Below are 24,746 nucleotides of genomic sequence, written 5' to 3'. Positions count from 1 at the left end.
TGTATCAGCGAGTTGATTGACGTATAAAAATCTTTATCCAAATAGGGTGCTGACACTTGTGCTAAATACGCGCTGTACGGGCACTAGCTAGAGATATCTCGCAATAATTGAACCACAATCTGTCATCTGAGTAACTATTTTGTCATGCGCACCAGAATAGGTCTAGGGACGCTGAAAATGACCGCTCTTTGCGCACGCGCATTGTCCCTTAGTTTTCTAATCGGCGTTTTGATCATGATTAAGCGTCGCAGGCTTACGAAGGTGCCCTTAAATAAGCGTGTTGTGTGCCGTCATTGCCGGTGGTGTGCGGTCTCGCTCATAGGGCCTGCATGTAAGAAACGCATCAACTTGGGGCGATTATGTTGTTGGTGTGCGTTACCGCACCAAGTAAGGGCGAATTACAGTTGGCCGCGTGCTAAATGTAAACCCCTCGCGAGAGGCTGAAATAACCACTCTCAATTTTCCATTAAAGCTCAAAAGTGTTTCCCAGATTGACTCAAAGAACTCGCTATGGGTACAGCTAGCAGATTGGGGGTATTATTGATTCATTGGCAGCCGGTTGATCCACTTATTGCCTAGCATGGATTTTGAAGAGCAAAAGAGATTTAGAAAAGGGTCTCAGGGGAGTGATGCAGTTGACTGCTTGTCAGGCTATTTCAGCTAACAAACACATATTGTCGGATTGCTTTTTCGCTACATTCCAAACCAGCCGAAAATGCAGGCATTAGATGACCAAGTTCCCCAAAAAAAGTTGACACCCAATGTCCTCTTCTGGCCGTTTGCGGCCTGTCATGTCTTCAATCCCTTCGCGCTGATATAAATCAATCGCAGCCATTTTCATTGGCAAGGACAAGCCTACGGTGCCGCGCACCCTTGCCAATGAAAATGGCTGCGATTGACAATTTATGCGCAAGGTGGCCGAAAGTATGATTCTTAATCAAGTGAGCAAATACGAAAACTCAGACATTAAAAAACCCAGCAACTTAACATTGCTGGGTTTTTTAATGTGGTGCCCGGAGGCGGAATCGAACCACCGACACGGGGATTTTCAATCCCCTGCTCTACCGACTGAGCTATCCGGGCAAATCTTGCGCTTTAGAACCTAGAAAGCTCTGCTGCGAAGGCCGCGTATTAAACCTGTCTGCGGGGCTTGAGTCAAGGTTTTGAAGGAAATTATTGGTTACTTATTTAGGGACGACTCTGGCGCCACGTAGCCGTCGGCTGCGTCGTATTCATCGCCGCTTAAAAACTTGGTCATTTGTTCGCCTAAATAGGTGCGAGCGGTCATGTCCATGAGGCTTAATTGTTTTTCGTTGATAAGCATTGTTTGATGGCTGAGCCATTCTCCCCAGGCTTTTTGCGACACGTTTTCGAATAAGTCTAGGCCTTTGGGGCCGGGCACGGGAGGGGCCTGTAAGCCTTCTAACGTTTGTTTGTACTTACGACAATATACGGTGCGTGACATAGGGGTTCCTTGTGGGTGCTGGCCGGCAATAAAGCCGAGGTTTTCTTCTGGGATGACGATTGACCAGTTATAGCAGTGAATCAAGTTGGGCTAACAATTTCTTTACAGGTGCCGCTAAGCCTAGTGATTGGGGCTTTTGCAGGTTATACCAAAGCTGACGATTGTTCTCCATTACTTTACTGCGCAGCGGCCCTACCTCTACGATAACGGGGTGAATGTCTAAGTGGTAATGGCTAAAGGTATGCCGCATTTTAGCCCATTGGGTGTGCGTGTTAATGTCGCCCACATGTTCGGTTGTATAATCTTGGAAGGGTTTGTCCAACGCTAGCTCTGGCAGGCTCCAGAGGCCTCCCCATATGCCGGTAGGCGGGCGCTGTTCGAGCAGTATGTGGCCATCGGCATTGCGTAATAGGAGCATTTGTACGGTTTTAACGGGTAACGTTTTTTTGGGTTTTTTACCGGGGTAATCTTGCGGGTTACCTTGTTGTGCTGCCGCACAGCTTTGGCTCACAGGGCACTTTGTACACAAGGGTTTGCTGCGAACACACAGCGTTGCGCCTAAATCCATAATGGCTTGGGTGTAATCTCTACAGCGTTGTGTAGGCATGTGCGTTTCGGCGTGCTGCCATAATACTTTCATTACGGCGGGCTTGCCTGGCCAGCCTTCTACGGCATACTGACGTGCTAGTACGCGTTTTACATTGCCATCGAGTATGGCGGTTGGTTGTTTATAGGCGATGCTCGCTATGGCGCCAGCTGTGGAGCGGCCAATACCCGATAGGGTTTCTAGTGTTGTGGCGTCTTTTGGCATTTGCCCGTTAAATTCTTCCACCACGCGTTGTGCGCATTTGTGTAGGTTGCGTGCGCGAGCGTAATAGCCGAGCCCCGTCCATAGGTGGAGTACGTCGTCTTGTGGCGCTGCTGCGAGCAATTCGATAGTGGGGAAGCGCTCCATAAAACGGTTGAAATACGGTATTACGGTTTCAACTTGCGTTTGTTGCAGCATTATCTCAGACACCCATACCCGATAGGGGTGGATGGGTGTTTGCCACGGGAGGTTTTTGCGCCCGAATTGGTCGAACCAAGTGAGGAGTTTGTCAGCGAAAGAAGGCATAAGCATCGTGCGTATTAAGGGAGCTGCGTTGTACCATATTTACCAATTTTATTCGACGGCGTTTCGGTTGTACGAATGAGTGTGGGCAACGCTAGGCTAGTGGCTGCTCTATGGGGCAGAGGCTTGCGCGTTGTTACTTAGTAGGTGATATAGGGGGCTGATAGTAGGGGCTGCAACATTACTGTGAGCGGGGCATCTCATCAACGGGTGATGGCGTTTTGGTGTTAAACCGCTAGGTATTGCGGCTATGCGCTACAACAGTTGTTGCCGACAGCTATACAAAGTGGTCTGTCTAGCCCTAAAATAGCGCCTATTGAACGTTTGAACCTTTAAAGGAAACCAGCATGAGCGAAATTCGATCCGAATTGAAGTACCTGCCCAGCCACGAGTGGGCTCGGGTGGAAGAAGATGGCACCGTTACTATTGGTATTACTGATCACGCGCAAGCGGAGTTAGGTGATGTTGTATATGTAGAAGCTCCCGAAATGGGCTCGACAGTGAACGGCGGTGAAGAAGCTGGTGTGGTTGAGTCGGTTAAAGCCGCTTCCGATATTTATTCACCTGTTAGTGGTGAAGTGGTTGCGGTCAATCCTTTGCTGGAAGAAGCTCCTGAAACGGTTAATGAATCGCCTTTTGACGATGGTTGGTTCTTTAAGGTGAAACCCAGCGATTTAGGTGAGCTTGATGGCGCATTGACCGCCGATGGTTACAAGGAGACTATCGAAGCCGATGCATAATTAAGCCGCCTGAATGAAAAAAGCCCAGCGATTGTCTGGGCTTTTTTGTGCCTGCGTAAACGTTGCTTACGGAAAGCCGTGGTTCCTAAGTGCCGAAAGGTGCCAGCAGAGCTTAAGGCTATTTAATCGTTTTTTGAGCACTGTACGAAAGCCTATAAATTAAAAAACGGTTGATACTGAGAAACGAAGAAGGTTATTCGTTTCGTCGATTGGGATGGAATCTTTCTGCGATTTATACTCAATATTGAATGCGGCGGAGGGGTGAAAATCCCATCGTAAGCCGATTACGTAATAGGTGTTTTCTCTTGCGGTGGAACTAAAGACAGCTTGCGTGAGCCCCGCTAAGCCATCTATTTGGGGGCTTAGCCCACTGGGCACGGCCTCTAAAAACGTGGGCTCTGTAGGTATCACTTCTTTTACGCCATAGGTTACGTGTGGCGTAAAGTTGTTAATGCGTGTACCAATACTCAGGTAGTAGCCGGTATCTTCATGTAGGGTAAAGGCGTTTTTTTACGCCCGAATGTAGGTTTCTGGTTCAGACTTGTGGATAAAGAGGCTGTACAATGCGTGGCATAATTTAATCGCCAGAGAGATAGCTATGTTAAAAGAAACACCATTGGTAAATGTTCACCGCGAAATGGGCGGTAAGCTGGTCGATTTTGGCGGGTGGAATATGCCCGTAAATTATGGCTCACAAATAGAGGAGCATAACGCGGTACGAGAACTCGCTGGTATGTTTGATGTATCGCATATGACGGTTGTCGATATAGAGGGTGGGCAGGTAACACCGTTTTTACAGTATATTTTGGCAAACGATGTTGCAAAACTTAAGCATGACGGCAAGGCGCTTTATACCGGAATGCTAAATAAAGACGGTGGTGTGATAGACGACCTTATTGTGTACCGCATGGCCTTTGGTTACCGTTTGGTGGTGAATTGCGCAACGCGTGAAAAAGATCTCGCGTGGATTACGCAGCAGGCAAGTACTTACGATGTCAGTATTATGGAACGTGATCAGCTGGCTATGATTGCGGTGCAAGGGCCTGAAGCGAGAGCCAAAGTACACCTGTTGGTGGATGAAAGCCCACTAGAGGGCTTGGGGCTTTTTGAGGGGGCTTTTCTAACCGAAATGGGCCGTCAAGATTGGTTTGTTGCGCGCACAGGCTATACCGGTGAAGATGGCTACGAAATTCTTTTGCCTAATGCTGAAGCGGTTGGGTTTTGGCGAGCACTTGCCGATGTGGGTGTTCGGGCGTGTGGCTTGGGTGCACGCGATACCCTGCGCTTGGAGGCGGGAATGAATTTATATGGCCACGAGATGGATGAGACAACATCACCATTGGTGGCCAATATGGGGTGGACTGTCGCGTGGCAGCCTCAAGAGCGAGATTTTATTGGTCGTGACAAGCTTGAAGCCGAAAAGGCAGCAGGTATGGGCTTTAAATTAGTTGGTTTGCTGATGACAGAAAAAGGGGTTTTACGCGAAGGTCAGCGGGTTGTGGCCGACGGGGTGGCGCAGGCGGGCGTGATTACCAGTGGTACGTTTTCACCCACATTAGGGCATTCGATAGCACTTGCGCGAGTACCTGTGACGTTTGGTGAAAATGCGGTAGTGCAGGTTCGTAAACGTGAACTACCGGTAACCTTGGTTAAACCCTGCTTTGTGCGAAATGGATGCAGTGTTTGTTAGGCATTATTAGCGTCGCGTTATGTTTTTCATGTTTTATATACAAGAATGCAGCCATTAAAAGGAATTAAATGTGATAGGTTACGTTACGCTTGGAACAAACAACATTACGAAAGCCGTTGAATTTTACGATGAAGTATTCGGGCTCGTTGGGTGTAAGAAAGTGCACGAATATGATCGTTTTGTTGGTTGGAGTATGCCAGAAGGAGGGCAGCTTTTTGCCGTTGTCACACCGTTTAACAAGCAGGAGGCCACCTATGGTAATGGCACAATGATCGCTTTTAACGTTGGGAATGAAAAAACGGTAACGTCTATGCACGCAAAAGTTTTAGCGTTAGGCGGCTCGGATGAAGGTAAGCCTGGTCTTAGAGATGGGAGCTATTTTTGCGGTTATTGTAGAGATTTAGATGGTAATAAACTCAATTTTTACTGTCTTGTATAAGGGTTTTCAGTATGAGCCGCTTGAGTAGGTTATCGGCATTAAATGCCATTCTACGGAGCGCGTGATAGTCGATAGCCTTTTACTCTATTTTTCAATCAGTATTATGCTCTTTCTAGCAAAGCCCTGTAATGAATAGTTACGGGGCTTTGTCGTTTTAGTGCTGTATATAACGACAATTCACGAAAAATAATTGGCGGAAAAGCAGAGCGTTATCTACCCTAAATTTAATGCTTGAATAGTTGTTTGAGTGATGGATGTAGGCTTAGCCTTTTAATTGTTGGTCGATAACTATGTTGTTAAATGTAGTGCCGTGTTTAAAAGGAATTGATCAATGGACTTATTGCATGTTGTTACTATGGTGCTGGAGCACTTTATCACGATTATTTTAGCCGAGTTGACGGTTGTTGTTTGCCCGGCAAACGGCGCTTATCTAAGTGCTTAATGATTTTTTGTAGCAATGCTATGGCTATCGATAATAAGCCCCTTTGTAGTGGGCCGTGGTGTTGTACTGATATTGCTTGTTTGAACGATACTGTTTAGCCAATAAAAACAGCTTTTTTCGTGTAAGTAGGTGTAAGAATAGAGTATTGAGTACTACACTTTCTTTTAAGCTTCGAAGATAAACCAACAGCCGATGAAGGATTCATAGCCGTTCGTTACTTGCAGCCCGTTGTTTCTGTTGTTGCGAAAGGTAACGCCTCCGAAACCACAACCAAACCCATAGCGTAAAAAACAGCTTATGCCTCGGCTGCCATTTTTAATGGCGGGTTTAGCACTGTTGTGCAACTCCCTTGGCGGTTGTAAATGTTTTAGGAGAATATGAATGAAAAGATCGATAGTTTTATCCTCAGTGTTGTTTTTAATGGTAAGCCATTCAACGTTGGCAGAGGTTGCCGTTATTGTTCATCCGAGCAACGCTGATGCTTTTGCTGATAAAGACGTGACGAAAATATTTCTAGGTAAAGTAAAAACGTTTCCTAGCGGCGGGGCGGTATTGCCACTCGGTCGTGCGGAAGGGGCCGAAGTTACGTCGGAATTTAATAGCAAAGTTTTGGATAAATCGGCAAGCCAACTAAAGTCGTATTGGTCGAAGTTGGTTTTTACCGGAAAAGGAACGCCTCCGAAGGAGTTTGAATCTGACGGTGAAATTCTTCAGCTTGTAGCAACAAATCCCAATATGATTGGTTTCGTGGACGCTGGATCGGTGGCCGATAACGTTCGCGTTGTAGCAACTTTTTAAAAAAACGTTTGTATAAGGTTGGCACAGTGCTAGCCTTATAGTTCCAGTTCCAGTTCCAGTTCCAGTTCCAGTTCCAGTTCCAGTTCCAGTTCCAGTTCCAGTTCCAGTTCCAGTTCCAGTTCCAGTTCCAGTTCCAGTTCCAGTTCCAGTTCCAGTTCCAGTTCCACGTAACTGGCTATTCACCCTACTCTTATTCTTATTTTTCGCACTGGCACTGCCTTGTGGTGTTTTTTATCGTCTGCGCGAATGACGAGACTCGTTAACGAGAAAATACATAGCATTCGTGTTGTACGAATACTATGTGGCGTATGGACGGGGAGTGATTAGTGCTTCTAGACTTTGAACTGTCGGGTGATCTGTTCGAGGTTCGATGCCAAAGAATTTAGCTCGTCGCTTACGCCATTTAAGCGCACGGCTGAGTCGGCGGTAGTGGCGGTTTGCTCTCTGATACGTTCAGCTTCATCGACAAGCTCATTCGAGATGCTTTGTTGTTCGTCGGTTGCACTGGCGATTTGTTCGTTCATGGCGTTAATAGTGTTGACGGTATCGGTGATGGTTTGCAGGCTATGGCCCGCCAGGTTGGCCTCAGATACTGAACGTTCTACTGCGGAGGTACTTTCTTCCATTGTGCCAACCGCTGCTTGGGAGGCGGTTTGAAGCTGTGCAAGGATGGTATTAATTTCGGCTGTTGATTCTTGTGTGCGTGACGCTAACCCGCGAACTTCATCGGCCACCACGGCAAAACCTCTGCCTTGCTCACCGGCGCGTGCGGCCTCAATGGCGGCATTGAGTGCGAGTAAGTTGGTTTGTTCTGCGATGCCTTTAATAACGTCTAACACCACATTTACACTGGTTGTATCTTCTTTTAATTTGGTAATTACATTGGAGGCTTCGCCAATACTCTTGGATAATTTTTGAATACCGCTAACGGTGTTGGCTACAATAGTTTGCCCTTTCGTAGCTTCTTCGTCGGCAATGCGTGCGGCGTTTGCCGCTTCGGCGGCGTTTTGTGCGATGCTGCCAACGCTATGGCTCATGAGCTCAATATTGTTTTTACTTTCTTCAACGCTGTGGTTTTGTTGTGCGAGCGTTTCGGTAATGTTGCCAGAAAGCTTATTCACATCGGTGGCCAAGTTCGCTAATGGCGGTGCCGTTTCAACGATTTTGTGCATGACCGTTTGTAGTTTATCCATGAAGGTATTAAACCATTTTACCATTTCGCCAATTTCATCGTTGTGGCGAGTGGCAAGGCGAACGGTTAAATCGCCGTTGTCTTCTGCGATATCTTTAAGGCGAACAATCACTCTATCGATACTGCCTTTAATCATATTGCTAATAATCACCCCTACAATAATGAGCAATAGGCTGGTACCTATGCCGAGAATCATACCAATGGAGTACATTTTGCTGGCTTGTTCTTGTGCCGTGACAAACGCTTGGTCGAAGGTGTGTGAACGTTCTTTGTGGAAGGCGTCGAGACGCTCTTTGAGGCGTTCCAGCGCATCGGTCATTTTGGCGCTTTTACCTGCAACCGTAGAGAAGTCGATGGAGCCATCGATCATGCCCAGTGAGATGTTGTAGGCGATGTTGTAGTAGTCGTCAAATAGTAGGCCTATTTCCACTAAATCTGGGGCTAAGGAGATATCAATGTTTTTTGATTCTTCAATATCCGAGCGTAATTCTTCGGCCATGGTCTCGGCGTTTTCGAGTACATCCATTTCGGCTGAAGAAACGGCAAATGCGAGTGTTTCTTGAAGATTTTTAACCCGTGCTCGGTTTGCCTCCGCCATTTGTAATAGCGGGAGCTGTTTGTCGTAGGCGCTTCGTAAAATATCCAGTGAGCCACTGACCAGGTAAATACTGGCAAATAAGTAAGTGAAAAACCCGAGAGCGCCCACAATGGGGATTAAAAGGATTTTGGTTCTAATTGAAAGGTTGCGCAGAAGATCCAAGCGAAAATCCCTCGAGTTAATTGGGCGTGATTGCTGCAAACATTGATAGAGGCCGTTTTATTTGAGTCTAGGGTATCAATGAGTAAAAGCAATCTTGGGTGGCTTTTGATGCCAGCGTTATGTCTAGTGGTCGGTTTACGTCGCGTACTTTCTTGCCGTATGGGGGTATCGGCTTGACGACCGAAATCCTTAGCTATAGTAGTCGCTGCCCCCTAAGCCAAGTTCTGATACATGTGCTTCTAAATTGTTGTATTCGTATTCACTAATACCGGTATAGATCAATATGGTTTCGCAGACTCTGTTCCATTCAAAATCTTCGTCTTGTTGGCCGAGTAGCCGGTAGTTGCCGCAAATGTGTTCGGCCATTTTTAGTATGGCGAGCAGTGTTTTTTTACGGCTATTGGCACGTTCGTCGGAAAATATTTTGGTGATTTGGTGATGCTCATGAATCGCTTCGCAAAGATGGCGAGGCAGGTTCCACGATTTACCAACGTAGTAGCCAACCACGGCATGGTTAGTGTTAATAAGGTCATTTTCTATTTCTGTAACGCCGCGATTTTTGGATGAGTATGCCTGAGCAAGCACTTCTGAATAATGTGAAAACCGCGACATGAGCAAGGGTATTCCACAATTGTGGAATAGCCCTAATGTGTACGCTTCTTCTGGGTTGGGGACACCAATTTGTTTGGCAATTACGGAGGAGGTAACGGCAATGTCCATTGCTGTATCCCAAAAGCGGCCGAGGGCAATAATATCGTTATCGGTTAAGGCGCCCTTGATTGAGAGAGCGTTCACTAGGTTTACGACGCTGTTAACGCCGAGTAAATTCACGGCCTGAGTAATGGAGGTGATGGTGTTCGAGTGCTTATAAAGCGGGGAGTTCACGGTTTTAAGGATACTGCCAGAAAGGCCAACATCTTGGCTTATAAGCCGTGCAATTTCTTTAATGCTGCAGTTAGGGCTAATTTGTTCCATTTGAAGATCGACCATTACCTGAGGCTGAGGAGGGATGGCGATTCCTTGCAGAATTTTTTGTATTTGTTCCTGAGTAAGCTCTGCGGACATTGTAAACCTGTGGGGCAAGTGAGGCTTAAGGCGGGGTTAGGGGCCAATATGAGTACCTTTTTTAGTCTAGCTTGCCTCCACAGGCTTCACCGAAAAAGTTTAACTTGCGCCCAAATGAGTATCCATAGTGAGTTTGAGTGCCTGGTAGGCTTGTTGCCATTGGCGACTATCGGGTGTTGGCTGCTCACTTAGGGTTTGCAGTAGTGCTTCGGCATTGTGTAGGTGAGTGCTTATTACTGCCCGTTGCTTTTCTGCGATCCAAGGAAAGGCGGCATACAGTGATTGAATGCTCGAGGCGATATGACGGGCATTATCTTGCGCTGTAGCCTCGTCATAGGCCTGATCGCTTTGCGGTGTGGCAATAGCGGTACGTAGAAGTAGTTGCGTGAGTGTGCGCTCGAAGGTTTTGTAAATGGTCATTTTGCGGGCGCTATAGGGGAGTTGTTCCCAGCCCGCCTTCATGGAGCCGTTATCGGTGGCTTGCCATTGGCTTATGAGGGTTTTAAGGTCTTGGCTTAGCTGGTTGGCCTGCAGTTGCAGTAACGCGCGGCGTCGATTATTGGGTGTTTCTTCAATACCTTTAAAACCCGTTTCTTTTTGAGCGGTGGTGAGTACTAGATCGGGGGTAAAATCACTTACGGGCCGCATTTTCGTTTCACCATATAATATAAATTCGATCGCGTATAAACCCAGAACAACATCTTCGATATCGGTCATACCGTGTTGTTCTTGCAGGGCTTGTGGCGTTAGTTCGACGCTAATATCGTGCACTAATCCCGAGTATGGGTAGGAGCTAAAATAGTCTAAGTACCCGGGTTGAATAGGGCTTGCGCCTATGGCAAAGCATGATTTTGCGAGGTCTGCGAAAATCTGAGGCTCGGTGATGCCGAACTGGCTAAAAAAGTAAAAGTGTTGGTAGGCGAGCTCTGCTTTTGCCCACGCATTACGAGCGGAGATTAGCTTCGCCTCGGTGGGGTTGGCGATGAAGAGGTCGAGTTCTTCATTCAGGGTTGTACTGTACGCGAGAACCGCTTGGAGCGTTTTGCTCCCAGACGCCCACAGCGACTGGGTCGCCGCTATGTGAGCGATTTGAGGGTCGTCGATGGCACTGGCGGAAGGTTGAGTTTCGGCCGCTTTCTGTTTGGGCTCGCAGCCGCATAAACACAGCGTGAGAACACCTAGAATCAAAAGGCTAGCGTGGCGAAGTTCCATGTTATGGGAGATCCTTGAGTTGTATCTATCGACGAGTGAGTTGGCCTGCGATGCTAACGGAGGCTGACTATGGGCCAGCTACGTTGCTGGGCAATTTGCTTGAGGCGTTCGTCAGGGTCTACTGCTATAGGGTACTGAACGCGTTCTAGCAGTGGCAAATCGTTTACTGAATCACTGTAAAAATAGCTGCCTTCAAGATCTTCGTTATTATCTTTCAGCCATTGCGTTAATCGTGTCACCTTGCCGTGTTGGAAGCAGGGGGTCCCTGTGGGCTGGCCGGTATAGCGTTCGTTAACGATTTCGCCTTCACTGGCAAGCATTTCATGTATGCCGAGCGCTTTGGCGATGGGTTCGGTGACAAATCGATTAGTTGCCGTAATGATGAGTATTCTATCGCCTTTCGCACGATGTTCTGTGATCAGCGCCTCGGCTTTGGGCAGCATAATTGGTGCAATTTTGGCGGTAAAAAACGATTGATGTAATTGTGCGAGTTCAGGCAATGAAAATTGAGCCAAAGGCGTAAGCGCAAAACGTAGATACGCATCGATATCGAGCGTACCTGCGACATAGTCGGCATAGAATTGGTCGTTAGCGCGTTGAAATTGCCCGCTATCGACGATATTTTGATCAATAAGGAATTCGCCCCACGCGTGATCGCTATCCCCAGCAATAAGGGTATTGTCGAGGTCAAAAATTGCTAAACTCAAAAGTGGCTCCCGTGACTACACTTTAGGGAAAAGAGGAGACTCAGCAAGGGCTTGCCAGCAAAGGCGGAGCGTTAATTGCTGAGAATTGCTAGTTTGTGAAACAATAGGCTGGCGATTATAACAATATTTGGGCGAAATCTTTGAAAGTGTCTTTGATAGTTGTGGGGCGTGTCGGGCAGCTCTTGCCGGCGTGCTTGGGAAACACACATCAATTATTACCGGCACGTTGTTGGTTTTCTCTAAGATCTCGCCTTAATCGCTCCACCACTATGTGTTCCTGAAAGGAGAGGTATTACGTGATCGATAACGATGGATTTCGTCCCAATGTCGGCATTGTGCTTGCCAATGGTAGCGGCAATGTTTTATGGGCGCGCCGTATCGGTGGCCAGGATGCGTGGCAATTTCCGCAAGGCGGTATTAACGAGTCTGAGTCGCCAGAAGAAGCGCTGTATCGAGAGCTTTATGAAGAGGTAGGTCTAGTAGAGAGTGATGTTGATATTCTTGCGGTGACACAAGGTTGGCTTCGGTATCGATTACCGCATCGGTTGGTTCGACAGAAACAGCCCTTGTGTGTGGGGCAGAAGCAAAAATGGTTTTTACTGAAACTCAACGGTGAGGACGATCGTGTAAAACTCAATGCCGGTGGCCCGCCGGAATTTGATGATTGGCGCTGGTCGAGTTATTGGTACCCATTATCTAAAGTGGTGGCGTTTAAGCGTGAGGTATATAGGCGCGCGTTGAAAGAGCTAGCGCCAGCGCATAATCGGTTAGTGCTTTCTGTTCAGGAACCCGCATGCTGAATTCGCTGCGCAGCATTGTACAGGAGGTCAACGCCGCCGCTGATCTTCAGTCAGTTCTCGCAATTATTGTGACGCGGGTACAAGCCGCAATGCACACTGAAGTGTGTTCCGTTTATTTGCGTAGTGCGAATAACAATTTTGTTTTGATGGCCACCGAGGGGCTTAATAAAAGCGCGGTGGGCCAAGTGAAGCTTGGGCTCAATGAAGGCCTTGTGGGTTACGTGGCTATTCGTGAGGAACCGTTGAATCTTGACGATGCTGAGTCTCACCCTAAATTTCAATATTTTCCTGAAACGGGTGAAGAGCGTTTCAGTGCCTTTTTAGGGGTGCCTATTATTCATAGGCGTCAAATTTTAGGTGTTCTGGTTGTACAGCAGCGTCTAAAACGCAAGTTCGATGAGGGTGAGGAAGCATTTCTCATTACTATGTCGGCTCAGTTAGCCGCTGTTATCGCCCATGCCGAGGCGACGGGCGCTCTGCGTTCCATTGGCCCTCGAACAGAAGCGCGTTTTATCGGTACACCGGGAGCATCGGGCGTCGCAATTGGTGAGTGTGTTGTGGTCTCACCTCTAGCCGATTTAAATTCCGTACCCTATCAAACCTGTAATGCAATCGAAGAGGAGTTGGCGTTCTTCCAGCAGGGGCTAACGGCTGTTCGATCGGATATTAAGAAGCTCGCCAGTGAGCTCGAAAATAGGCTCAACAAAGAAGAGCGGGTATTGTTTGATGCTTATATTGGCATGCTCGACGATACCGCGCTTGGTGGCGAAGTCATCGAAAAAATTATGAGTGGCTTAGCCGCGCCTTATGCGTGGAGCGAGGTTATTCTGGAACATGTCAAAATATTTTCGAGTATGCCAGACCCTTATCTTCGCGAGCGTGCGTCTGATGTGCGCGATTTAGGTAGCCGTGTACTGGCCTACTTACAGCAATCCTCTAAAACTGAACAAATTTACCCCGACAATACCATTTTGGTTGGTGAAGACCTCACCGCGTCCGTATTGGCAGAGGTGCCGGAGGGCAAGTTAGCGGGCATTGTGTCGACGAAAGGCTCGAGTAACTCGCACATCGCTATTTTGGCTCGTTCGATTGGTATTCCAACGGTTATGGGGGCGGTAGACCTTCCCTTTACGCGTTTGGATGGTCGAGAAGTTATTGTTGATGGTTATCGTGGTAGTGTTTATTGCGACCCTACCGACAGAATGAAAGCGCAGTATCAAGCCATTGTTGATGAGGATGTTGAGCTATTTGCTGGCTTGGAATCACTAAAGGACTTGCCCTGTGAAACGATCGATCACCATCGAGTGGCGCTTTGGGTCAACACCGGTTTAATGGCTGATGCGATGATCTCGCTAGAGCGTGGAGCGGAAGGCGTTGGTCTTTATCGAACAGAAATACCCTTTATGTTGCGTGACCGTTTTCCGAGTGAGGAGGAGCAGCGTCAAACGTATCGCGATCAGTTAGCGGCATTTGCGCCACACACAGTCACTATGCGAACGCTTGATGTAGGTGGAGATAAATCATTGCCTTATTTCCCTATCGAAGAGGAAAATCCCTTTCTGGGCTGGCGCGGCATACGCGTTACGTTGGATCATCCCGAAATCTTTTTGGTCCAAATTCGAGCAATGCTTAAAGCGAGTGAAGGCCTGGATAACTTGCGTATTATGTTGCCGATGGTCAGCAACATAAATGAACTCGAGATAGCCCAAATGTTACTTTATCGCGCCTATGATGAATTAAAAGAAGAGGGGCATAGGATAGAAATGCCGCCGCTGGGGGTGATGATTGAAGTGCCTGGTGCGGTGTATCAGGTGAGAGATTTTGCCGCACGTGTAGATTTTCTATCGGTTGGCAGTAACGACCTAACGCAGTATTTATTAGCGGTTGACCGCAATAACCCACGTGTAGCCGATTTGTACCATTCTATGCACCCGGCGGTGTTGAGGGCGCTGCAACAAATTGTAAAAGATTCTCATAGCCAAGGCGTGCCTGTGAGTATTTGTGGTGAGCTGGCAGGAGAGCCTGCCGCAGCGTTGCTGCTAATGGCGATGGGCTACGATGTACTATCTATGAGTGCGACGAGCCTTTTAAAGGTGAAATCTGTAGTGCGTAGCGTTACGTTACAGCAAGCTGAAAAGCTTTTAGCGGAAGTGATGCTGTTGCCCGACACCGAATCTATAACCCGCTGTATTGATGCTAATTTGCGCCGCACAGGTCTCACCCGCATAGTGCGCCCAATGAACGATGATGACGCAGACACCTAACGGGTCGCATAAGGTTGCAGCGGTCTGTTATTATCTGGCCGCCTAAAAGCATCCTTTTTATTATCCTTTGGTGTGGCCACGAATGCTGACTTATCCCGAAATAGACCCTGTTGCAATTTCCCTCGGTACCTATACCGTTTTTGGTAAAACCGTTTCACTGCCAGATGTCCATTGGTACGGATTGATGTACCTGTTTGGTTTTGCTGCTGCCTGGGGGTTGGGGTTATATCGAGCGAGCAAACCGCATACCGCTTTAAAGCGTAGCCATGTTGAAGACTTGATCTTTTACGGTGCGATGGGCGTGGTAATGGGTGGTCGAGCAGGTTATGTGTTTTTCTATAATTTCGGCGCGTTCTTGGATGACCCACTTTGGCTTTTTCGCGTTTGGGAAGGCGGCATGTCGTTTCATGGCGGCATGCTCGGTGTTGCCTGCGCAATGATGTTGTATGCCAAGAAAATAAAGGTCAACGTACTTGATCTAATGGATTTTATGGTGCCGCTAGCGCCCCTAGGATTATTTTTTGGTCGTATCGGCAATTTTATTGGCCAAGAGTTATGGGGGCGAGAAACAACCGCCAATATCGGAATGATATTCCCCAATGACCCTGAGGCATTAGTGCGGCACCCGTCGCAGCTGTATCAAGCTTCTCTGGAAGGTATGGCTTTGTTTCTTTTGTTGTTTTGGTATTCCAGCAAGCCTCGGCCGCGAGCGGCCGTAGGTGCGATGTTTTTAGTCTTGTACGGTTGTTTTCGTTTTTTCATAGAATTCTACCGCCAGCCTGATGCGCATATTGGTTTTGATGTCTTCGATGTTTTTACGCGAGGCCAATTATTGACGCTACCCATGATTGTTGTGGGCGGCTTGATTATATTCTTAGCCTACCGCCGCGAAGCGCACGTGTCGGCATTGGTTAAAGCAAAAAAAGCGCGATGAGATGTAGAGGGTAATCAGTGCAGCAATATCTAGAGTTAATGAAGCACGTGCGTGATACGGGCGTGCGTAAGGAAGATCGAACCGGTACTGGCACGATTAGCGTGTTTGGCTACCAGATGCGCTTCAACTTAGCGGATGGTTTTCCTTTAGTCACAACCAAAAAATGCCATTTAAAATCCATTATTCATGAGCTCCTTTGGTTTTTAAAAGGCGAAACGAATATACGTTATTTAAGCGATAACGGCGTAAAAATATGGGATGCATGGGCCACGGAAGAAGGAGAGTTAGGGCCTGTTTATGGCGCGCAGTGGCGGTCTTGGGCGGTGGGCGATGGAACCTCTATTGATCAGATGGCCCAATTGATAGAGCAAATTAAAACCAATCCAGATTCTCGTAGGCTCATTATCTCTGCGTGGAACCCATCGGTATTGCCCGACGAACATATTTCGCCTCAAGCGAATGTAGAGCAGGGCAAAATGGCATTACCACCTTGCCATACGCTGTTTCAATTCTATGTATTGAACGGGAAGTTATCCTGCCAGTTGTATCAGCGCAGTGCCGATATCTTTTTGGGGGTGCCTTTTAACATTGCGTCTTACGCACTTTTTACTATGATGGTTGCTCAAGTATGCAATTTGGATGTGGGCGATTTTGTGCACACGTTTGGGGATGCCCATCTATATCTTAATCATCTCGAGCAGGTAGACGAGCAGTTGCAGCGTGAGCCTAAACCTCTTCCTGTAATGTCTATAAACCCAGAAGTGAAAGACCTTTTTGCCTTTAAGTTCGAAGACTTCGAGCTGCAGCATTATCAGGCGCACCCGCATATCGCTGCGCCTATATCGGTTTAGTCTTCGGTACTGATGATAATTTAGTGGAGTATTGGGGCAAAAAACATGAATAAAGAGCCATTTATTGATCTAGCTATTGTCGTTGCGGTTGCGCGTAATGGCACAATTGGCCGCGATAACGATCTGCCTTGGCGGTTACCCAAAGATCTACAGCATTTTAAGCGCACAACAATGGGTTTTCCGATCGTTATGGGCCGAAATACGTTCGATTCTATCGGTAAGCCACTACCGGGACGCACAAATATCGTGGTTACACGGCAGCAAGGTTGGAGCGCAGAGGGCGTTGCGGTAACGCATTCGTTGGAGCAGGCGATAACGGTCGGCCGTGAAAAGGCAGCGGCGTCCGGTGTAAATACGGTAATGGTGATAGGAGGCGCTGACTTTTATCGCCAAGTGTTACCTCAGGTAGCTACCTTATTTTTAACCGAGGTGCATGCCGATATCGAAGGCGATGTGCACTTTCCACCCATTGATAAAGAGCAGTGGGTAGAGCAAGCACGGGAGAATCACGAGGCTGATGGGGTGAATCCTTACCCATATTCATTTGTAACGCTAAAGCGTGCAAATAGTTGCTAGACTGAGGATACACTTTTCGCTAGGGTGGTTTCGAGTTGTTAAGTGGGTCACTGCCGTGACGCTTAAATTGTGAACTTGTGTTACCGAAGTGTTACCTCTAGCTTGAAACCATTACTGCAAGTGTTACTTTTGGTTATATTTTACTGATCCGTAATTGTGCGTTTTTTTTTTGTGTTTGAATGTTTACGAGCGGTCTTATTAAAATGCGCAACTCTGACAATCAGCAAGTCTCAACCTTTTATAAAACACTCTGGATAAAAACGATTTTTATTGTTTAATCTGGTTGCAATCTTTTCACTGTACGCACCCGAGTTGGGGGATTTATGAACAAGCAGCGAATCAAGGCTGTGGCGTTAACCACAGTACTTTCTGCAAGCGCGCTTTTCGTTGGCGCTGCGCAAGCAGATCAAACCCTGAATACCATTATTAAGGTAAGCCAGGTTAAAACGACTGCTGGCCAGCAGTCTCAAAAACGTGTCGATAAACTTCAGGCAGAAGCCGCTAGCTTGTTGCAGAAGTATAAAATCGTAAATAAAGAAATCGCTGGCTTAAAGGTGTACAACACCCAGCTGGATAAACAATTGGCTAGCCAGCGTCAGGTTATTTCCGACCTTAACGCTTCAATCGATCAAGTCACCGTTATTGAACGTCAGATCCAACCTCTCATCTTGCGTATGCTCGATGGTTTGGAGCAGTTCGTACAGTTAGATGTGCCTTTTCACTCGGAAGAGCGTTTAGATCGTGTTAGCAACTTACGTAGAAATCAGGATCGTGCTGATATCTCTGTTGCTGAGAAGTTTCGTCAAATTCTTGAAGCCTACAATATTGAAGCTGAATATGGCCGTAAGTTAGACACTTACGTTGATAGCCTCGAAGTAGGTGGTCAAGAGCGTCAAGTGAACATGCTTGTTGTTGGTCGTGTTGCTTTGATGTACCAAACCACTGATACCAAGCTTTCAGGTGCTTATGACAAGAGTCAGGGCGCGTTTGTTGAGTTGGACGCTGGTGAATACCGTGCAGCCATATTGAAAGGCATACGTATCGCTAAGAAGCAGGCATCTATTGATGTTCTAGCGTTACCCGTACTGGCTCCGGAGGCAGCACAATGAAAATGACTTTTAAACAAACATTAATCGCATTTGCCGCTGCAGGCGCAATAGCATTGTCTGGCAGTGTGTCTGCGCAGTCTGATAAAGCTTCTTCTTTGGAAGAACTGTTGCAGATGGTAAAAAATAGCCAAATTTCTGAAACGAAAGAGCATCGCCAGCGCGAAGCGCAATTTCGTAAACAGAAAAATAATCAGGCAAATTTGTTAGCGCAAAGCGAAGCCGAAAAACTGGCTGAAGAGCAGCGTTCTGAGCGTTTAGAAAACGAATATAAAGAACAAGAAGTGATGGTTCTGGCTAAGCGCAAGCAGCTAGACGAGCGTCTTGGTTCTTTGAAAGAGCTATTCGGTCACCTAACCTCTACTGCGGGCGATTTACGTAGTGCTATCGATACTTCTATCGTAAGTGCTCAGTTACCCGGCCGTACTGTGTTCATCAATGAATTGATCGACAAGATGAACAGCGAAACCAAATTGCCTTCTATCGATGAGATCGAGCGCCTTTGGTATGAGCTTCAACGTGAAACCATTGAATCTGCCAAGGTTGTGAAATTTACAGCAACTGTAGCGGATCCAGCAGGTAACAAGTCTGAGCGTGAAGTTGTTCGTATCGGTAATTACAACCTTGTCTCTGATGGTCGTTATTTAACGTACGAAACTAAGAGCGGCACGCTTAATGAATTGGCTCGTCAGCCCGCTGGCTCCTTGTTGAGTGCTGCATCAGAGTTGCAGGCCGCAACATCTGGCTTTACTCGTGTGGGTATTGACCCTACTGGTCCAGCAGGCGGTTCACTTATGTCTGCCTTGATCAACAGCCCTTCAATTATTGAGCGCTGGCATCAAGGTAAGTTGGTTGGTTACATCATCTCGGGTGTAGGTGCATTTGCCTTATTGTTAGCCTTGTTCCGTTTTGTTGTACTGAGTGGTTTGAGCAGCAAAGTTAATCGTCAGCTTAAATCCAACACAGCTAATACTGATAACCCTCTGGGTCGCGTATTAAAAGTGTCTGCAGACAATGTTAAAGCTGATACTGAAACCTTAGAGTTAAAGCTTGAAGAGGCTATTTTGAAGGAAGTTCCGCCCATTGAAAGCGGGTTGAACATGCTCAAGATTATCTCAATGGTTGCTCCTTTGTTGGGTCTATTGGGTACCGTAACCGGTATGATCGTGACCTTCCAAGCAATTACCGTATTTGGTGCTGGCGATCCTAAAGCGATGGCAGGTGGTATTTCGGGTGCATTGGTTACGACTGTATTAGGGCTAGTTGTCGCAATTCCTACGGTATTGCTGCACACATTCCTTAACGGTAAGGCGAAGCGTATTGTTCATGTACTTGAAGAAGAAAGTGCTGGCCTAATCGCTGAAAAGTCTGAAAATAAGTAATTACCCTTGGTGCTGACGGTAGCTAAAGCCGCCGTCAGTAAACTGATTTACGAGAGGAGATAGACATGCTGGCATTGATGGAAGCACTCGCAGCCATTAAAGCCTTTGTGGCGTCAGGCGGACCTATTCTGTACTGGATCGCCGCACTGGCGTTCGCCATGTGGACTTTAATCTTCGAACGTCTCTGGTTTTATAAGGGAGCACTCGGTGCGGTAAGAAGCCGTACTGTTGATGTTTGGGAAGCGCGCGCTGAGCGTAATTCTTGGAACTCCCGCCAGATTCGTAAAGCACTGATTTTTCGTGCAGCAGATAAAATTAATCAAAATCTCAATTTGCTCGGCGTTATGGTTACCCTTTGTCCTCTTCTTGGGCTACTGGGTACCGTTACTGGCATGATTGAAGTGTTTAATGTTCTAGCTGTAACCGGCGGTGGCGATGCTAAATCGATGGCCTCCGGCGTGTCTCGCGCTACCATCCCTACGATGGCTGGCATGGTGGCAGCATTGTCCGGTGTATTCGGTACCACTTTGGTGAATCGAATTGCTGAACGTGAAAATCATTTGCTCGAAGACCAACTGACGATGGACCACTAAGGTAACATCATATTTTTGGCCTGAATTAAGAGAGAAGCCATGAGCAGGAATACAAAAGCAGATGAAGAAACAGGTGGGATCGATTTAACACCTATGCTCGACGTGGTTTTTATCATGTTGATATTCTTCATTGTAACTGCGTCTTTTATTAAAGAACCCGGTATTCAGGTAAATCGTCCCGACGCTTCAACCGCTAACCATAAAAAGAATGCGAATATTCTGATAGCGATTAACGACGAGAACGAAATCTGGATCAATAAAAATGAAGTTGATCCGCGTCAGGTGAAAACCCAGATACAGCTGCTTTTGGCGGAAAACCCCAAGGGCGCAGTTGTTATTCAAGCTGATAGCGATTCCAACATCAAGACACTGACTGAAGTTGCTCAGAAGGCTCGTGAAGCCGGTGTAGCAGATGTGTCGGTTTCCGCAGAGAACAAGTAGGACTCCAAATGAGTATAGCGAGATTATTATCATCCTTGGTTCCGGCGGCGCTTGTCACTCTCGGGTTGTTGCTGTTGATGCACTTTCTTATTCTACGCAACATGACTGAACCTGAAGAGGTTCAGGAATTCAGAATCCCAGAAATAACAATGCCTGATCGGGAAATCACAACTGAATACGATACCCGTAAGCCTGACAAACCCGACGAGCCAGAAGAGCCACCACCCGATTTACCAGAGCCAGAATTTGAGACGCCGGATGTTGAAACTAACATTTCGTTTGCCCCTCAAATTGATACAGGTGTTCAAATTGCCGGTATTGGCGGGTTTTCTGGAGACGGTGATTACTTACCGATTGTTAAGGTAGCGCCCAAGTACCCTGCGCGAGCAGCTAATCGCGGTTTGGAAGGATACTGTACGGTTGAATACACTGTGACGGTTACGGGTGAAACACGAGACGTTAAAGTTGTGGATTGCCCACAAAATGTCTTTTCTAGCTCTTCAGTAAAAGCTGCTCAGAAATTTAAGTATAAGCCCAAGGTTATTGACGGTGAGCCCATTGAAGTTGCAGGCGTTCGGAACCGCTTTACCTTCCAAATGGCTAAAGACGATTAACAGGTGATTAGCATGATGAATTTATTTTTTGCCAAATCCGTGCGCGCTGTTAATTCAATGCTGCTTACGGTTGCTGTTACGGGTTTCTTGGCGCCAGTCGCTATCGATAAAGCTTTGAATTCTACGGGCTTTGATAGCCTGCTGGTCTCCGAGGCTTTAGCGCAGGCAACGCCTCGAGAAAAGCGTAAGCTGCCAGGATTAAGCGAAACGTTTTATAAGAAATTGACCAAAGTTACAGCGTTGGCTGCTCCCGAGGCGGATGAAAACGGTGTTACGCCTCCTGCCGATTTTCGTGGTGCTTTGGCTGAGCTTAAAAAAATTGAGAAAGGGTGTACTAAGTGTAATCAGTACGAATTAGCTCAGGTTTATAATTATTACGGCTGGATCTACTACTCACTTGAGGAAACAGAGAACGCTATTGAGTATTACGATAAGGTTATAGCACAGTCTCCTAATATATCTTGGGGGCTAGAGTTGCAGGTTCGTTTTACTTTGGCACAACTGCAGTTTTCGTTGGAAAATTATCCAGATGCATTAAAACGCCTAAACGAATGGATGAGCCTTTCTGAAACCATTGGTGACGATGTCTACTACCTTAAGTCCAGTATTTGCTATCAGATGGACGATAAAGTTTGTGCACTGAAAGCTATTAATACCGCTGTTAAAATGGTCGAGGGTAAAGGCAAAATCGCTAAAGAGGCTTGGTATAGCTTACAGCGAGCGCTTCATCTCGAAAAAGAAGATTATCGTGCTGCGGAACCCGTATTATTAAAAATGGTTCGTCATTACCCTAAGCATTCTTATCATCACCAGCTGGCCAGTGTATACGGCATACTGGAGCAGATTGATAAGCAGTTAGCGGTCTTAGAAGCGTCGTATATCTCAGGTGGTTTAAATAGAGAGCAGCAGTTATTGAACTTAGCTTATCTTATGTTGCAAAACGATTACCCCTATCGGGCGGGCATTATCCTTGCGAAAGGCATGAAAGATAAGATTGTTGAGCGTACCGAGAAAAACCTTGAGACTCTGGCTAAGTCGTGGAGCTTATCGCAAGAGAAGCGTAAAGCGATTCCTGTAATGGCTGAGGCAGCGAAGTTATCGGATGATGGCGATCTCTACGGTGTATTGATGGGGCTCTATTTGGATGTTGACGATAGTGAAAATGCCATTAAGGCTGGTAAAGATGCGCTGAAAAAGGGTGATTTAGATCGTGAAGGCGATATTAACCTTAATATCGGTGTTGCCTATATGGAATTGGACAAATTCTCTGACGCGATTACGTACTTCAAAAAGGCCAAAAAAGACAAGCGCACCAAGCGTTTTGCTGAAAGTTGGTTGGCTCATGCTGAGCGTGAGGAGTACCGTCAGAAACAGTTGGAAAAAGAAACTTAAAGTCGTTCAGTCCTTAATTTCTTGACCGATAAAAGGGAGCCTAATCGCTCCCTTTTTTTGTGTGTAATTTACGAATTTAAAGAGACGATTACCGTTGAGGACAGTATTTTGTTGCTGAGCATGAAGTCACTCGTCGCATAAAACACACGTAGCCCAAACTGGGTAGCGGAATTGGAGGGCGTGGGAATTGAGGGATACTGAAGAGGATAAGAAGGTAAAGAAAGTGTAATGGAGACTCGCACAGCCGGTGGACTATGCGAGTGATTTCTACTTCGCTTAGGTAAGCTTACTTAAATCACGTACGGCCCCCATATCGGCACTAGTCGCGAGCATGGCGTAGGCTTTTAACGCTGCTGATACCTTACGTGGTCGCTCTTCGGCCGGTTTCCAGCCAATCTTGTCTCGCTGGATGCGCCGTTCTGCTAGCGTTTCTTCAGAGAGTTTTACGTTGATGGTACGCTTAATAATATCGATGTGAATGATATCGCCTGTTTCTACCAAGCCAATTGCGCCGCCGGCCGCCGCTTCAGGAGAAACGTGACCAATGGATAGCCCAGAAGTACCACCCGAAAAACGGCCATCCGTGAGTAAGGCGCAGGATTTTCCTAAGCCCTTCGATTTTAAATAGGAGGTTGGGTAAAGCATTTCTTGCATGCCTGGGCCGCCGCGCGGGCCTTCGTAACGCACGATGACAACGGAACCGGCCTTAACCTTACCATCCAAAATATGTTGTACGGCGTCATCTTGGGATTCGGTTATGTGTGCGGGGCCTTCGAATATAAGGTTTTCGTCGTCTACCCCCGCTGTTTTTACAACACAGCCATTGAGTGCGATGTTGCCATAAAGTACGGCTAGACCACCTTCCAAGCTAAAGGCATGCTCTAGATCGCGTATACACCCTTGCGCACGATCGCCATCGAGTGTTGGCCATCGAGTGGCTTGACTGAACGCGGTTTGTGTTGGAATACCGGCAGGCCCTGCGCTGTAAAATTTGTTTACGGCGGGGTCATTGGTGGATTTAATATCCCATTTTTCGATAGCGTCTTTTAGAGTTTTCGAGTGTACAGTGGGCACGCTTGTGTCGATTAAGTTGGCACGCATTAGCTCACCAATAATCGCCATTATACCACCTGCACGGTGGACATCTTCGATGTGGTATTTGGGTGTATTGGGCGCGACTTTACATAACTGGGGTATGACTCGGCTCAGTCGGTCGATGTCTTCCAAATTAAAATCAATTTCTCCTTCTTGGGCTATGGCCAGCAAATGTAATATGGTGTTGGTGGAGCCGCCCATGGCGATATCGAGTGCGATGCAGTTTTCAAACGCTGCTTTACTACCTATGTTTCGTGGCAGTACGGCGTAGTTATCGTTTTCGTAGAAGTCGCGAGTGATATCAACAATCAAATGGCCGGCACGTTCAAATAACGCTCTTCGGTCTGCGTGGGTTGCTAGCATGGTACCGTTACCTGGTAAGCTAAGCCCCAAAACCTCTGTGAGACAGTTCATTGAATTTGCGGTAAACATACCTGAACAAGAGCCACAGGTTGGGCATGCGCTACGCTCGTATTCGGCAACGTCTTCATCCGAAGCTGAGTCGTCAGCGGCAATAACCATCGCGTCGACTAAATCCAAACCGTGCTCAGATAGCTTCGTTTTGCCGGCTTCCATTGGCCCGCCGGAAACAAAAACGGCTGGGATGTTTAAACGCATGGCGGCCATTAACATTCCCGGTGTGATTTTGTCGCAATTAGAAATACATACCATCGCATCGGCGCAATGGGCATTGACCATATACTCTACCGAGTCTGCGATAATATCGCGGCTTGGTAAGCTATAAAGCATGCCATCATGCCCCATCGCAATACCGTCATCGACGGCGATGGTATTAAATTCTTTGGCTACGCCGCCCGCTTTTTCGATCTCTCGAGCAACCAATTGCCCCATGTCTTTTAAGTGAACGTGGCCCGGCACAAATTGAGTAAAGGAATTAACCACAGCAATTATAGGCTTTTGAAAGTCGTCATCCTTCATGCCCGTTGCTCGCCAAAGCGCGCGGGCGCCCGCCATATTGCGGCCGGCAGTTGTGGTTCTAGAACGATATTGGGGCATTAGGTCTATCCTCGAAACATACTAGCTAGTGTGGGGGCGAAGGATAGCAGAAACACCGTA

Annotated in this window: 24 protein-coding genes and 1 tRNA gene; 15 read left to right on the top strand and 10 right to left on the bottom strand. The window is 47.1% G+C overall.

Annotated features, from left to right (window positions below; genetic code table 11):
- Nucleotides 1-1,007: 1,007 nt before the first annotated feature.
- From H5647_RS02280 to mutY, 3 genes are all read right to left on the bottom strand, one after another.
- A tRNA-Phe gene (locus H5647_RS02280) sits at nt 1,008-1,083 on the bottom strand.
- Nucleotides 1,084-1,180: 97 nt separating this feature from the next.
- Nucleotides 1,181-1,465, bottom strand: coding sequence for an oxidative damage protection protein (locus H5647_RS02275; protein ID WP_045860992.1), 285 nt, complete (start codon nt 1,463-1,465; stop codon nt 1,181-1,183).
- A gap of 67 nt (nt 1,466-1,532) precedes the next feature.
- Entirely contained in the window at nt 1,533-2,579 is a 1,047-nt protein-coding gene (gene mutY / locus H5647_RS02270; RefSeq protein ID WP_045860991.1) for an A/G-specific adenine glycosylase, read from the bottom strand.
- Between the two features lie 344 nt (nt 2,580-2,923).
- Between mutY and gcvH the strand changes: the two genes are divergently transcribed.
- Nucleotides 2,924-3,316, top strand: a complete 393-nt coding sequence (gene gcvH, locus H5647_RS02265) for a glycine cleavage system protein GcvH (RefSeq protein WP_045856000.1) — start codon at nt 2,924-2,926, stop codon at nt 3,314-3,316.
- 159 nt (nt 3,317-3,475) lie between these two features.
- Here gcvH and H5647_RS02260 read toward each other — a convergent pair whose 3' ends face one another.
- A complete protein-coding gene (locus H5647_RS02260) occupies nt 3,476-3,727 on the bottom strand; it encodes a hypothetical protein (RefSeq protein ID WP_045855998.1) in 252 nt (83 codons plus the stop codon).
- Between the two features lie 187 nt (nt 3,728-3,914).
- Here H5647_RS02260 and gcvT point away from each other — a divergent pair, with 187 nt between their 5' ends.
- From gcvT to H5647_RS02245, 3 genes are all read left to right on the top strand, one after another.
- The gene (gcvT, locus tag H5647_RS02255) at nt 3,915-5,006 is read left to right on the top strand and encodes a glycine cleavage system aminomethyltransferase GcvT (RefSeq protein WP_045855996.1); all 1,092 of its coding nucleotides are present in this window, start codon (nt 3,915-3,917) and stop codon (nt 5,004-5,006) included.
- A 70-nt stretch (nt 5,007-5,076) separates the two neighbouring features.
- Nucleotides 5,077-5,445 carry a VOC family protein gene (locus tag H5647_RS02250; protein WP_045855994.1) on the top strand — a complete coding sequence of 123 codons (369 nt, stop codon included), beginning with the start codon at nt 5,077-5,079 and terminating at the stop codon, nt 5,443-5,445.
- A gap of 823 nt (nt 5,446-6,268) precedes the next feature.
- On the top strand, nt 6,269-6,685 hold the full coding sequence (locus H5647_RS02245) for a type 2 periplasmic-binding domain-containing protein (protein ID WP_045855993.1): 417 nt from the start codon (nt 6,269-6,271) through the stop codon (nt 6,683-6,685).
- A gap of 35 nt (nt 6,686-6,720) precedes the next feature.
- Here the strand turns inward: H5647_RS02245 and H5647_RS22295 are convergent, their stop codons facing one another.
- The 5 genes from H5647_RS22295 to H5647_RS02225 form a co-directional block, all read right to left on the bottom strand.
- Nucleotides 6,721-6,852 (bottom strand): hypothetical protein, encoded by a 132-nt coding sequence (locus tag H5647_RS22295; RefSeq protein ID WP_268871337.1) that lies wholly within the window; start codon nt 6,850-6,852, stop codon nt 6,721-6,723.
- A gap of 165 nt (nt 6,853-7,017) precedes the next feature.
- Nucleotides 7,018-8,637, bottom strand: a complete 1,620-nt coding sequence (locus H5647_RS02240) for a methyl-accepting chemotaxis protein (protein WP_045855991.1) — start codon at nt 8,635-8,637, stop codon at nt 7,018-7,020.
- A gap of 189 nt (nt 8,638-8,826) precedes the next feature.
- Nucleotides 8,827-9,702, bottom strand: coding sequence for an HDOD domain-containing protein (locus tag H5647_RS02235; RefSeq protein WP_045855989.1), 876 nt, complete (start codon nt 9,700-9,702; stop codon nt 8,827-8,829).
- A gap of 99 nt (nt 9,703-9,801) precedes the next feature.
- Entirely contained in the window at nt 9,802-10,914 is a 1,113-nt protein-coding gene (locus tag H5647_RS02230; RefSeq protein ID WP_052691820.1) for an imelysin family protein, read from the bottom strand.
- Nucleotides 10,915-10,967: 53 nt separating this feature from the next.
- Entirely contained in the window at nt 10,968-11,621 is a 654-nt protein-coding gene (locus tag H5647_RS02225; protein WP_045855988.1) for a histidinol-phosphatase, read from the bottom strand.
- Nucleotides 11,622-11,917: 296 nt separating this feature from the next.
- Between H5647_RS02225 and H5647_RS02220 the strand changes: the two genes are divergently transcribed.
- The 11 genes from H5647_RS02220 (at nt 11,918) to H5647_RS02170 (ending at nt 22,574) form a co-directional block, all read left to right on the top strand.
- Nucleotides 11,918-12,421, top strand: coding sequence for an RNA pyrophosphohydrolase (locus tag H5647_RS02220; protein ID WP_045855986.1), 504 nt, complete (start codon nt 11,918-11,920; stop codon nt 12,419-12,421).
- Complete coding sequence (gene ptsP, locus H5647_RS02215; RefSeq protein WP_045855985.1) at nt 12,415-14,685, top strand: phosphoenolpyruvate--protein phosphotransferase; 2,271 nt, start codon at nt 12,415-12,417, stop codon at nt 14,683-14,685. The genes H5647_RS02220 and ptsP overlap by 7 nt, the downstream gene beginning before the upstream one ends.
- An 82-nt stretch (nt 14,686-14,767) precedes the next feature.
- The gene (gene lgt / locus H5647_RS02210) at nt 14,768-15,619 is read left to right on the top strand and encodes a prolipoprotein diacylglyceryl transferase (RefSeq protein ID WP_045855977.1); all 852 of its coding nucleotides are present in this window, start codon (nt 14,768-14,770) and stop codon (nt 15,617-15,619) included.
- Nucleotides 15,620-15,636: 17 nt separating this feature from the next.
- Nucleotides 15,637-16,470, top strand: coding sequence for a thymidylate synthase (locus tag H5647_RS02205; protein WP_045855976.1), 834 nt, complete (start codon nt 15,637-15,639; stop codon nt 16,468-16,470).
- A 45-nt stretch (nt 16,471-16,515) separates the two neighbouring features.
- A complete protein-coding gene (locus H5647_RS02200; RefSeq protein WP_045855974.1) occupies nt 16,516-17,046 on the top strand; it encodes a dihydrofolate reductase in 531 nt (176 codons plus the stop codon).
- A gap of 323 nt (nt 17,047-17,369) precedes the next feature.
- On the top strand, nt 17,370-18,155 hold the full coding sequence (locus H5647_RS02195; RefSeq protein ID WP_045855972.1) for a DUF3450 domain-containing protein: 786 nt from the start codon (nt 17,370-17,372) through the stop codon (nt 18,153-18,155).
- Complete coding sequence (locus H5647_RS02190; RefSeq protein WP_045855970.1) at nt 18,152-19,534, top strand: MotA/TolQ/ExbB proton channel family protein; 1,383 nt, start codon at nt 18,152-18,154, stop codon at nt 19,532-19,534. Before H5647_RS02195 ends, H5647_RS02190 begins: the two co-directional genes overlap by 4 nt.
- 65 nt (nt 19,535-19,599) lie before the next feature.
- On the top strand, nt 19,600-20,127 hold the full coding sequence (locus tag H5647_RS02185; RefSeq protein WP_045855967.1) for a MotA/TolQ/ExbB proton channel family protein: 528 nt from the start codon (nt 19,600-19,602) through the stop codon (nt 20,125-20,127).
- Between the two features lie 39 nt (nt 20,128-20,166).
- Nucleotides 20,167-20,568 (top strand): ExbD/TolR family protein, encoded by a 402-nt coding sequence (locus H5647_RS02180; RefSeq protein ID WP_045855965.1) that lies wholly within the window; start codon nt 20,167-20,169, stop codon nt 20,566-20,568.
- Nucleotides 20,569-20,576: 8 nt separating this feature from the next.
- On the top strand, nt 20,577-21,182 hold the full coding sequence (locus tag H5647_RS02175) for an energy transducer TonB (RefSeq protein WP_045855963.1): 606 nt from the start codon (nt 20,577-20,579) through the stop codon (nt 21,180-21,182).
- 12 nt (nt 21,183-21,194) lie between these two features.
- Nucleotides 21,195-22,574: a tetratricopeptide repeat protein gene (locus tag H5647_RS02170; protein WP_236074742.1), complete on the top strand. Its 1,380-nt coding sequence runs from the start codon at nt 21,195-21,197 to the stop codon at nt 22,572-22,574.
- Nucleotides 22,575-22,850: 276 nt separating this feature from the next.
- On the opposite strand, the gene ilvD is transcribed toward H5647_RS02170, so the two are convergent.
- Complete coding sequence (ilvD, locus tag H5647_RS02165; RefSeq protein ID WP_045855961.1) at nt 22,851-24,686, bottom strand: dihydroxy-acid dehydratase; 1,836 nt, start codon at nt 24,684-24,686, stop codon at nt 22,851-22,853.
- Nucleotides 24,687-24,746: the final 60 nt, after the last annotated feature.

The organism is Teredinibacter purpureus (genome assembly GCF_014217335.1).
GTDB lineage: Bacteria > Pseudomonadota > Gammaproteobacteria > Pseudomonadales > Cellvibrionaceae > Teredinibacter > Teredinibacter purpureus.
Note: the sequence above shows the minus strand (reverse complement) of the source record. Positions and strands in the feature narration are given on the sequence as shown.